The organism is Lentzea sp. NPDC051838, assembly GCF_040681245.1.
Classification (GTDB): domain Bacteria; phylum Actinomycetota; class Actinomycetes; order Mycobacteriales; family Pseudonocardiaceae; genus Lentzea.
Genome location: NZ_JBFAYI010000072.1, coordinates 1 through 9271, shown reverse-complemented (window position 1 = coordinate 9271; position 9271 = coordinate 1). Strand labels below are relative to the sequence as shown.

Annotated in this window: 12 protein-coding genes; all 12 read right to left on the bottom strand. The window is 65.3% G+C overall.

The genetic code is table 11. The features are described from left to right. Nucleotides 1–106: 106 nt before the first annotated feature. The 12 genes from truA to secY all read right to left on the bottom strand — a co-directional run bounded on the left by truA (nt 107) and on the right by secY (nt 8422). Nucleotides 107–898, bottom strand: a complete 792-nt coding sequence (gene truA, locus AB0M24_RS47975) for a tRNA pseudouridine(38-40) synthase TruA (RefSeq protein ID WP_363781957.1) — start codon at nt 896–898, stop codon at nt 107–109. A 59-nt stretch (nt 899–957) separates the two neighbouring features. Beyond that, on the bottom strand, nt 958–1515 hold the full coding sequence (gene rplQ / locus AB0M24_RS47970) for a 50S ribosomal protein L17 (protein ID WP_363781955.1): 558 nt from the start codon (nt 1513–1515) through the stop codon (nt 958–960). 51 nt (nt 1516–1566) lie between these two features. After that, nucleotides 1567–2625, bottom strand: coding sequence for a DNA-directed RNA polymerase subunit alpha (locus AB0M24_RS47965; RefSeq protein ID WP_030472034.1), 1059 nt, complete (start codon nt 2623–2625; stop codon nt 1567–1569). A 153-nt stretch (nt 2626–2778) separates the two neighbouring features. Continuing rightward, nucleotides 2779–3384, bottom strand: coding sequence for a 30S ribosomal protein S4 (gene rpsD / locus AB0M24_RS47960; protein ID WP_045309822.1), 606 nt, complete (start codon nt 3382–3384; stop codon nt 2779–2781). Between the two features lie 23 nt (nt 3385–3407). Then, on the bottom strand, nt 3408–3815 hold the full coding sequence (rpsK, locus tag AB0M24_RS47955) for a 30S ribosomal protein S11 (RefSeq protein WP_030472036.1): 408 nt from the start codon (nt 3813–3815) through the stop codon (nt 3408–3410). A 37-nt stretch (nt 3816–3852) separates the two neighbouring features. Next, entirely contained in the window at nt 3853–4233 is a 381-nt protein-coding gene (rpsM, locus tag AB0M24_RS47950; protein WP_086669041.1) for a 30S ribosomal protein S13, read from the bottom strand. 218 nt (nt 4234–4451) lie between these two features. Further along, nucleotides 4452–4565, bottom strand: a complete 114-nt coding sequence (gene rpmJ / locus AB0M24_RS47945; protein ID WP_010148647.1) for a 50S ribosomal protein L36 — start codon at nt 4563–4565, stop codon at nt 4452–4454. 25 nt (nt 4566–4590) lie between these two features. Continuing rightward, complete coding sequence (gene infA / locus AB0M24_RS47940) at nt 4591–4812, bottom strand: translation initiation factor IF-1 (RefSeq protein ID WP_005166804.1); 222 nt, start codon at nt 4810–4812, stop codon at nt 4591–4593. Nucleotides 4813–4934: 122 nt separating this feature from the next. Beyond that, nucleotides 4935–5624 carry a hypothetical protein gene (locus AB0M24_RS47935; RefSeq protein ID WP_363781951.1) on the bottom strand — a complete coding sequence of 230 codons (690 nt, stop codon included), beginning with the start codon at nt 5622–5624 and terminating at the stop codon, nt 4935–4937. A 93-nt stretch (nt 5625–5717) separates the two neighbouring features. Continuing rightward, nucleotides 5718–6500, bottom strand: coding sequence for a type I methionyl aminopeptidase (gene map, locus AB0M24_RS47930; RefSeq protein WP_363781949.1), 783 nt, complete (start codon nt 6498–6500; stop codon nt 5718–5720). A gap of 50 nt (nt 6501–6550) precedes the next feature. Continuing rightward, entirely contained in the window at nt 6551–7111 is a 561-nt protein-coding gene (locus tag AB0M24_RS47925; protein ID WP_363781947.1) for an adenylate kinase, read from the bottom strand. Beyond that, the gene (secY, locus tag AB0M24_RS47920) at nt 7112–8422 is read right to left on the bottom strand and encodes a preprotein translocase subunit SecY (protein ID WP_363781945.1); all 1311 of its coding nucleotides are present in this window, start codon (nt 8420–8422) and stop codon (nt 7112–7114) included. Nucleotides 8423–9271: the final 849 nt, after the last annotated feature.

Here is a 9271-nt window from a genome sequence, read left to right as displayed (position 1 = left end):
GCTGGTGGGTCTTTGATCAGATTGGCGGGGTCTGGGGCAGAGCTCCCAGAACGCAACCGGAACGGAAGCACGGCACGCGCCCACCTACGGACACGAAACAGGAGCCCTACGACAACGTCCGAACCCGACGAGTCGCCTCAGCCCGAGCCCCCAACTCCGAATCCGAAGGAAAGTCCACCCGAACCAGGCACAACCCATGAGCCGGCGCCACAGTCACCCCAGAAGCCCGCCCATGCAACGCCAACAACGAGGAAGGCCACGAAACATCCTTCCTCCCCTCCCCAACAGCGAGCAACGCCCCAACGAGCGACCGCACCATCGAGTGGCAGAACGCATCAGCAGACACAAACGCCGTGATCACGCCGTCCGACGAGGCCCGCACCAGCTCCAGCCGCTGCAACTCGCGAATCGTCGTGGCCCCTTCACGCCGCTTGCAAAACGCGCAAAAGTCGTGTTCCCCCAACAACAACGCAGCAGCCACGTTCATAGCGCCAACGTCCAGCGGACGAGGCCAGCTCAACGTGTCCAACCGCCGCAACGGATGCGCCCCGAATGCAGCATCCGAAACCCGGTACTCGTAGTGCCGCCGCAACGCGGAAAACCGAGCATCGAACTCAACAGGCACCACGCGGGCCGAAAACACCCGAACATCCGCGGGCAACGCACGAGCCAACCGCTTAGGCAACCCGGCAACGTCCACAGTGGACGGTAGATCAGCATGAGCGACCTGACCAGAGGCATGCACCCCGGCATCGGTCCGCCCGGCCACCGTCAGAACGACGTCCTCCCGCAGCACCATCGACAGGGTGTCCTCCAACACCCCGCAGACGGTGCGACGAGAAGGCTGACGGGCCCAGCCTGAGAACTCGGTCCCGTCGTACCCCAGGTCGAACCGCACACGAACGAGCCCGCCGCCCCCAGCAAGGGGAGCGACGGGCTCGTCAGCGTTCAATCCGCTCAGGACTTGTCCTTGTCGGCGGACTCGTCAGCCTTCTCCTCGGCCTCAACGGCCTCGGCGGTGGGCTCACCGTCAACCTCGACGGCGTCGGCAGCCTCGGTGACCTCTTCCGTGGCCTCCTCGACGACCTCAGCCGCAGCCGGCTTCTCGTCCTTCGCGAACTTGGTCTTGCGCGCAGCCTCGGCCTCGGTGGAGACGAGCTTCTGCTGCACCAGCTCGATGATGGCCATGGGGGCGTTGTCGCCCTTGCGCGCCAGCGTCTTGGTGATGCGGGTGTAGCCACCGGAACGGTCGCTGAAGAACGGACCGATCTCGGCGATCAGCTTGTGCACAACGTCCTTGTCGCGGATCGTCTTCATGATCTCGCGGCGGTTGTGCAGGTCACCGACCTTGGCCTTGCTGATCAGCTTCTCGGCGTACGGACGCAGCCGCTTCGCCTTCGCCTCGGTGGTCTTGATCCGGCCGTGCTGGAACAGCGCCGTCGCCAGGTTGGCGAGCAGCAGCCGCTCGTGCGCCGGAGACCCACCGAGCCGGGGGCCCTTGGTAGGGGTGGGCATCGCTTGCTCCTGTGTTAACTAAAAGAGATCCTCTAGCTCTGAGTCAGAGCGTCAGAGCTGCTCGGTCTCCGCGTAGTCCTGGCCGTCGTCGTGCGGGTCCAGGCCGGCACCGGCACCCCAACCCGTGTCACCGGGGTGGTAGTCCGAAGCGGCGGCGGACGGGTCGAACCCAGGAGGCGAGTCCTTCAGGGCGAGGCCGAGGCCGACGAGCTTCATCTTGACCTCGTCGATCGACTTCGCACCGAAGTTGCGGATGTCCAGCAGGTCCGCCTCGCTGCGCGACACGAGCTCGCCGACGGTGTGGATGCCTTCCCGCTTCAAGCAGTTGTAAGACCGGACGGTGAGGTCCAGGTCCTCAATCGGCATCGCGAACGCGGCGATGGTGTCAGCCTCGGCCGGCGACGGGCCGATCTCGATGCCCTCGGCGTCGATGTTCAGCTCGCGAGCGAGGCCGAACAGCTCAACCAGGGTCTTACCCGCGGAGGCAACCGCGTCCCTCGGAGTGATCGAGGGCTTGGTCTCCACGTCGAGGATCAGCTTGTCGAAGTCCGTGCGCTGCTCGACACGAGTCGCCTCGACCTTGTACGTCACCTTGAGAACAGGCGAGTAGATCGAGTCGACGGGGATGCGGCCGATCTCGGCGCCCGCCTGCTTGTTCTGAACCGCGGGGACGTAGCCGCGACCGCGCTCGACGACGAGCTCGATCTCCAGCTTGCCCTTGCCGTTCAGGGTCGCGATGTGCAGGTCGGGGTTGTGCACGGTGACACCGGCCGGAGGCACGATGTCGCCCGCAGTCACCACACCGGGGCCCTGCTTGCGCAGGTACATGGTCACCGGCTCGTCCTCCTCGGACGAGACGACGAGCTCCTTCAGGTTCAGGATGACGTCGGTGACGTCCTCCTTCACCCCGGGAACCGTGGTGAACTCGTGCAGCACGCCGTCGATGCGGATGCTCGTGACAGCAGCACCGGGGATCGACGAGAGCAGCGTGCGGCGGATCGAGTTGCCGAGCGTGTAACCGAAGCCCGGCTCCAGCGGTTCGATGACGAACCGGGAACGGGTCTCGGAGACCGCTTCCTCGCCGAGCGAGGGGCGCTGGGAAATCAGCACTGGGTTCTTCCTTTCAGCAACGACGCCCGCTATTTGACGCCGTCAACAACAGCCAGCCACGAAGACCGGCAAACGCACTCGGCACACCCTTCGCGCCGATGCGGGACCCGACCCCCGGTGACCGTCCACGAAGGACAGTCACCAGGGAGAGGATCACTTCGAGTAGAGCTCGACGATGAGCTGCTCGGTGACAGGCGTGTCGATCTGCGCGCGCTCGGGCAGCTGGTGCACGAGGATGCGCAGGTTCGAGGCGACGACCTGCAGCCAAGCGGGAATCGGGCGGTCACCGAAGGACGCGCGAGCAGCCTCGAAGGGCAGCGTCGGCATGGACTTCGGCTTCACGTCGATGATGTCGAACTTCGACACCTGGTAGCTCGGGATGTTCACCTTGTGGCCGTTGACCAGAAAGTGCCCGTGGCTGACCAGCTGGCGAGCCTGGCGACGCGTGCGGGCGAGGCCCGCGCGGTACACCACGTTGTCGAGGCGGGCCTCGAGGATCTGGAGCAGGTTCTCACCGGTCTTGCCCGGACGACGAACCGCTTCCTTGTAGTAGCGGACGAACTGCTTCTCGAGGACGCCGTAGGTGTAGCGAGCCTTCTGCTTCTCCTGGAGCTGCAGCAGGTACTCGGACTCCTTGACCCGGCCACGGCCGTGCTGGCCGGGCGGGTACGGACGGCGCTCGAACGCCTGGTCCCCACCAACGAGGTCGACCTTCAGGCGGCGCGAGATACGCGTCGCGGGTCCCGTGTAACGAGCCATTAGTTCTTACTCCTCCCCGTGCCTCAGACCCGGCGCCGCTTGGGCGGGCGGCAGCCGTTGTGGGGCTGCGGGGTCACGTCCTGGATGGTGCCGACCTCGAGACCGGCGGCCTGCAGCGAACGGATCGCGGTCTCACGGCCGGAGCCGGGACCCTTGACGAACACGTCCACCTTGCGCATGCCGTGCTCGGCGGCCTTGCGGGCGGCGTTCTCGGCGGCCATCTGCGCCGCGAACGGCGTGGACTTGCGCGAGCCCTTGAAACCCACGTGGCCGGCGGACGCCCAGCTGATCACGTTGCCCATCGGGTCGGTGATCGACACGATGGTGTTGTTGAACGTGCTCTTGATGTGCGCCTGGCCGTGCGAGACGTTCTTCTTTTCCTTGCGCCGGATCTTCTTGACCCCGGCGCCCTGACGGGACTTCGGTGGCAAAACGAGCTCCTAAGTTGAGGGCAGTAGACGCGAGGTCTTACTTCTTGCCGGCCTTCTTCTTGCCGGCCACGGTCTTCTTCGGACCCTTGCGGGTACGGGCGTTCGTCTTCGTGCGCTGTCCGCGAACGGGCAGGCCGCGACGGTGCCGAAGACCCTCGTAGCAACCGATCTCCATCTTGCGACGGATGTCGGCCGCGACCTCACGGCGAAGGTCACCCTCGACCTTGTAGTTCGTCTCGATGTGGTCCCGCAGCTTGGCGAGGTCGTCGTCCGTCAGATCCTTGACCCGGAGGTCCGGGGAGATCTGGGTGGCGGCGAGCAGCTCCTTGGAGCGCGTACGACCGATGCCGAAGATGTAGGTGAGCGCGATCTCCATCCGCTTCTCGCGGGGGAGGTCTACGCCAGCGAGTCGTGCCATGTGGCGGTTAACTCCTGTCGATTACTTCCAGGTCTGCTCCTCGCCCAATTCCGGTGACTGACTCGCTGTGTCATTTCCGGCTGCTCTCACAGCCGGTGTCCCGGCCCCGGCCTGGAATCCGGGGGTGTCCGCACGCTTGAAGCCCTGCGTGCGGTAGGTGCGAGGAGTTTCTCGTTACTGCGTCATCGATGATCTCGACGAGCGCGTGGTGGAACTGCTCAGCCCTGGCGCTGCTTGTGGCGCAGGTTCTCGCAGATCACCATGACCCGGCCGTGACGGCGGATCACCTTGCACTTGTCGCAGATCTTCTTGACGCTCGGCTGAACCTTCACGCCTGAGATCTCCTGCTACTGGAGGTCACTTGTAGCGGTAGACGATGCGCCCGCGGGACAGGTCGTAGGGCGAGAGCTCCACGACAACCCGGTCCTCAGGGAGGATGCGGATGTAGTGCTGTCGCATCTTGCCGCTGATGTGCGCGAGTACCTTGTGACCGTTCTCCAACTCGACCCTGAACATCGCGTTGGGGAGCGGCTCGACTACGCGGCCCTCGACCTCAATGGCCCCGTCCTTCTTGCCCATGTCCTCCGCGTTTCGTGACGGTGGTAATAACCTTTGGACGCGTTCCAGCCCGGCTCGATCTCACCTCGGAGGGCATGACTGAACCGGCGCGACGGATGCGCCACCTGACCAGTGTACGCAGTTCACTCCGGCAACCCAAATCGGCCCCGTTCAGACCCGTCAGCAGGCCTGGCGAAGCGCGCCAGCAGGGTGCGGAGCCGGGTGATCTCGTTGATCTCCGACTCGTGCAGCCCGAGCACCGACTTGAGCGTGCGCACCCGCTGAGCCGCGACGCCGTTGCCGTAGCCGGTGTCGTCAGAACACCTCTGAGCTGCGTTGTTCAACGCTTCGTCGCCTGATCCGATGCCGTAGCTCTCCAAACTCGGATCACCTGGCCCGCGCTGGATGAACCCGGCCCGGTCGAGGCAGTGCAGCAACGTCGCGGCGAGCGCCCGCGTCTGCGCGGCCTCCGGCCCTGACTTGAGCCGCGCGTCCCACTCGAGGATCACCCTGTCGTGCAGTGCAGTGATGCGACTCACGGCCTCGACGTACTCGGGCCCGGCATCGGCACGGGCCTTGCCCCCGCAACCGCCGTCGGCCGGTGGCGGCGGGCTGACGAAGTTCGGCCGCACGATCCGCACGTCGGCGAACGGCGGCGGGCAGTTCTCGACTTCGGCGATGGTGTCTGCCAGGAAGATCCGGTTGGCTATCTGATCTGCGGGAACGTCCTGGTAGGTGAGGTCGGTGGCCGGCTTCGAAGCAGCACAGCCTGAAACTGAAATCAGAAGGGCGGGCAGGACGAAGCGGATGAACCGCACAATGCCCCCAGACATTGGATTCGTTCGTCAACTCGACCATATCTGCATCGACAAACGAAATAACCCCGCTCACCTCACGGCGAACGGGGTCAGTCCATGCTTCGGGGATTACGCCTCTTCAGGCGCGGTGAGCACCCAGGGACCTTCCTCGGTGATCGCGACGCTGTGCTCCCAGTGCGCGGCCCGCGTCCCGTCGAGCGTGATGACGGTCCAACCGTCCTCCAGCTCCTGGGAGTCGTCCGTGCCCAGGGTCAGCATCGGCTCGATCGCGATGGCCATGCCGACCTTGAGCTTCGGCCCCTTGCCGGGCTTGCCGTAGTTCGGCAGGAACGGGTCCATGTGCATCTTGGTGCCGATGCCGTGGCCGCCGTAGTCCGCGACGATCCCGTACTCGATGCCGTCGCGCTCACCCGACTCGATCGCCGAGGACTCGATGGCGAACGAGATGTCCGTGAGCCGCCCACCCGGCACCGCGGCCTCGATGCCCGCGAGCATCGACAGCCTGGTGGCCTCGGACAGCTTGTGGTCGGCGGGCGAGAGCTCACCGCAGCCGACGGTCACCGCCGAGTCGCCGTGCCAGCCGTCGAGGATCGCACCGCAGTCGATCGAGATCAGGTCGCCCTCGGCCAGCACCTGCTTCTTGCTGGGAATGCCGTGGACGATCTGCTCGTTCACAGACGCGCAGATGCTCGCCGGAAACCCGTGGTAGCCCTTGAACGACGGGATGGCGCCGGCGTCGCGAATGGTCTGCTCGGCGATCTCGTCGAGCTCCCAGGTGGACACACCGGACTTCACCGCCGCGACGACGTTCTTCAGCGCCCTCGCCACGACCAAGCCGGAGGCACGCATGGCCTCCAGCTCGCCGCGGGTCTTGATCTCGATCTTGCTCATGCCTTCACTACCTGTGATGACGGTGCGGAGCCGGTCAAGCAGTCCACCCGTCACTTCTCGTCGCGCAGCGAGTTGAGGGCCGCGAGAGCCCGCTCGCTGATCTCGTCGATCTCGCCGACGGCGTCGATCGAGATGACCTTCTCGGAGTAGTAGCTCAGCAGCGGCGCGGTCTCGTTGCGGTACACCTGCTGCCGGTGGCGGATGACTTCTTCCTTGTCGTCCGTGCGCCCACGCGCGAGCAGCCGCTCGACCACGACGTCCTCGTCGACCCGGAACTCCAGCACCGCGTCGAGGTCGTGACCGTCGACGGCCAGGAACTCGCCGAGCTTGTCCGCCTGGGCCACGTTGCGCGGGAACCCGTCGAGCAGGAACCCGTCGACCGCATCCGACTCCGCGAGGCGCTTGCGCACCATCTCGTTCGTGATGGAGTCCGGCACCAGCGCGCCCTCGTCGAGGATGCTCTGCACCTCGAGCCCGAGCTCGGTCTGGTTGCTGATGTGTGACCGGAAGAGGTCGCCCGTCGAGATGTGCGGCACGCCGAGCTTGCGGCTCAACACTTCAGCCTGGGTGCCCTTGCCCGCACCGGGCGGGCCAACGAGAACGAGTCGCATCTAGCGGAGGAACCCTTCGTAATTGCGCTGCATGAGCTGGCTCTCGATCTGCTTCACGGTGTCGAGACCGACACCGACCATGATCAGAACCGCGGTGCCGCCGAACGGGAAGTTCTGGTTCTGGTTGTCACCAGTGAGGTCCAGGAACAGGTTCGGCAGGATCGCCACGATGCCGAGGTAGAGCGAGCCGGGGAGCGTGATGCGACCCAGCACGAACTTGAGGTACTCGGCGGTCGGGCGACCAGGACGGATGCCGGGGATGAAGCCACCGAACTTCTTCATCTCGTCAGCACGCTCGTCCGGGTTGAACGTGATGCCGACGTAGAAGTACGTGAAGAAGACGATGAGCAGGAAGTACGAGGCGATGTGCACCCAGCTCGACTGCTTGACCAGGTAGGTCTGCACGAAGGTCGAGAACCAGTTGGCCTCAGCGGAGGACCCCTGGGTGAGGCGCACGATCAGGTCCGGCAGGTAGAGCAGCGACGAGGCGAAGATGACCGGGATGACGCCGGCCTGGTTCACCTTGAGGGGAAGGTACGTCGACGTGCCGCCGTACATGCGACGGCCGATCATGCGCTTGGCGTACTGCACCGGGATGCGGCGCTGGGCCTGCTCGACGTAGATGACGCTCGCGATGATGACGAGAGCTGCGACAACGACCAGCGCGAAGGTGACGCCGCTCTTGTCGAGGATGTTCTTGCCCTCGGCGGGGATGCGGGCGGCGATACCGGTGAAGATCAGCAGCGACATGCCGTTGCCGATGCCCTTCTCCGTGATCAGCTCACCCAGCCACATGATGACCGAGGTACCGGCGGTCATGGTGATGACCAGCACGATCAGCGTGAAGATGCTGTCCTTGCCAGGAATGACGTCCTGGTCGCACTCACCGAACAGCTGCCCGCGCACCGCGAGGGCCACCAGTCCGGTCGACTGCAGGATCGCCAAACCAATGGTCAGGTAACGCGTGTACTGCGTCAGCTTGCCCTGACCGGCCTGCCCCTCCTTCTTCAACTGCTCGAACCGCGGAATGACCACGGTGAGCAGCTGAATGATGATGCTCGCGGTGATGTAGGGCATGATGCCCAGCGCGAAGATCGAGAGGTTGAGCAACGCCCCACCGCTGAACAGGTTGATCAGCGAGTAGATGTTCTGACCCTCAAGCTGTTCAGCACACGCGCGCACGTTCTTGAAGGACACGCCCGGCGCGGGCATGGTCGCACCAAGCCGGTACACAATGATGATCCCGAGAGTGAACAGGATCTTCTTGCGTAGATCCGGCGTCGCGAGAGCCGAGCGGAATGCGCCGAGCACGCGAACCTCCTGAGCGTTGCCGACCCCCAGGGACCGGCACATGCGGTAGTTGGCAGGCCGCAGCAGGCAGCCACGACCAAGCGACCCGGAGGACATCCGGGTTCAGCCCGCAACACTAACAGCCCCCCACCACCACCCCGTACCCAGTGGCCAATCACAGGTTCAACTCGGTTGATCACTGCCCGTCCCACTAGGCCATCCGGGGTACCTCAGATCGCAAATCCGTGCTACGAGCAGCCTTTTCGCCGCCCGCGAACGTTTGCGCCCACCCAAGTGTTCCCACCCGGCACGGCAGAAATTTCAGCTACCCGCAGAACCCCACTTGAACGCCGAACGAGGGCCACAAGGCACCTAAGGGGGCGAGGGCGGGAGCACGCAGCGGGTGAGGGGCGGGTGAGGCACAGCAGGGGCAGGGCGAGGGCAGGGCGAGGGCGGGGCGAGGGCAGTGAGTTGGGCCGGGGCTGGGGCGAGGCACCGCAAGGGGCTGGGCGAGGAGAGGCGAGGCGCCGCAGGGGTTTGGGACTGGGGCGCGGCAGGAGCACGGCAAGGCACCGCAAGGGGCTGGGGCGGGGCAGGTCTAGGGCGAGACGGGGCAAGGCAGGGTCCGAGCGAGGCGGCGCACGGCGGGGCGGGGGCACGGCAGGGTCTGGGGCTACCAGAGGACGTGCGAGGCCGAAGGCGAGCAGTACCAATGGCGAAGCCGAGGCGCATTGGCAACGCCGAAGGCGAGCTGCCCTTGCCTCACAACGAAAAGGTGGGGTGGGTCCCGTCACGAGTCGTGCCTGATCGTTGGCCGCGCCCGAGAGGGGGTGTCCAAACGACACGCTATTACTGGCGTTGAAACCCACA

What these genes read in the sequence shown, in the direction of transcription:
- rplQ (WP_363781955.1), bottom strand. Translation starts at nt 1,515, where the DNA reads ATGCCCACCCCTACCAAGGGCCCCCGGCTCGGTGGGTCTCCGGCGCAC.
- rpsD (WP_045309822.1), bottom strand. Translation starts at nt 3,384, where the DNA reads ATGGCTCGTTACACGGGACCCGCGACGCGTATCTCGCGCCGCCTGAAG.
- rpsM (WP_086669041.1), bottom strand. Translation starts at nt 4,233, where the DNA reads ATGGCACGACTCGCTGGCGTAGACCTCCCCCGCGAGAAGCGGATGGAG.
- infA (WP_005166804.1), bottom strand. Translation starts at nt 4,812, where the DNA reads ATGGGCAAGAAGGACGGGGCCATTGAGGTCGAGGGCCGCGTAGTCGAG.
- AB0M24_RS47935 (WP_363781951.1), bottom strand. Translation starts at nt 5,624, where the DNA reads ATGTCTGGGGGCATTGTGCGGTTCATCCGCTTCGTCCTGCCCGCCCTT.
- map (WP_363781949.1), bottom strand. Translation starts at nt 6,500, where the DNA reads ATGAGCAAGATCGAGATCAAGACCCGCGGCGAGCTGGAGGCCATGCGT.
- AB0M24_RS47925 (WP_363781947.1), bottom strand. Translation starts at nt 7,111, where the DNA reads ATGCGACTCGTTCTCGTTGGCCCGCCCGGTGCGGGCAAGGGCACCCAG.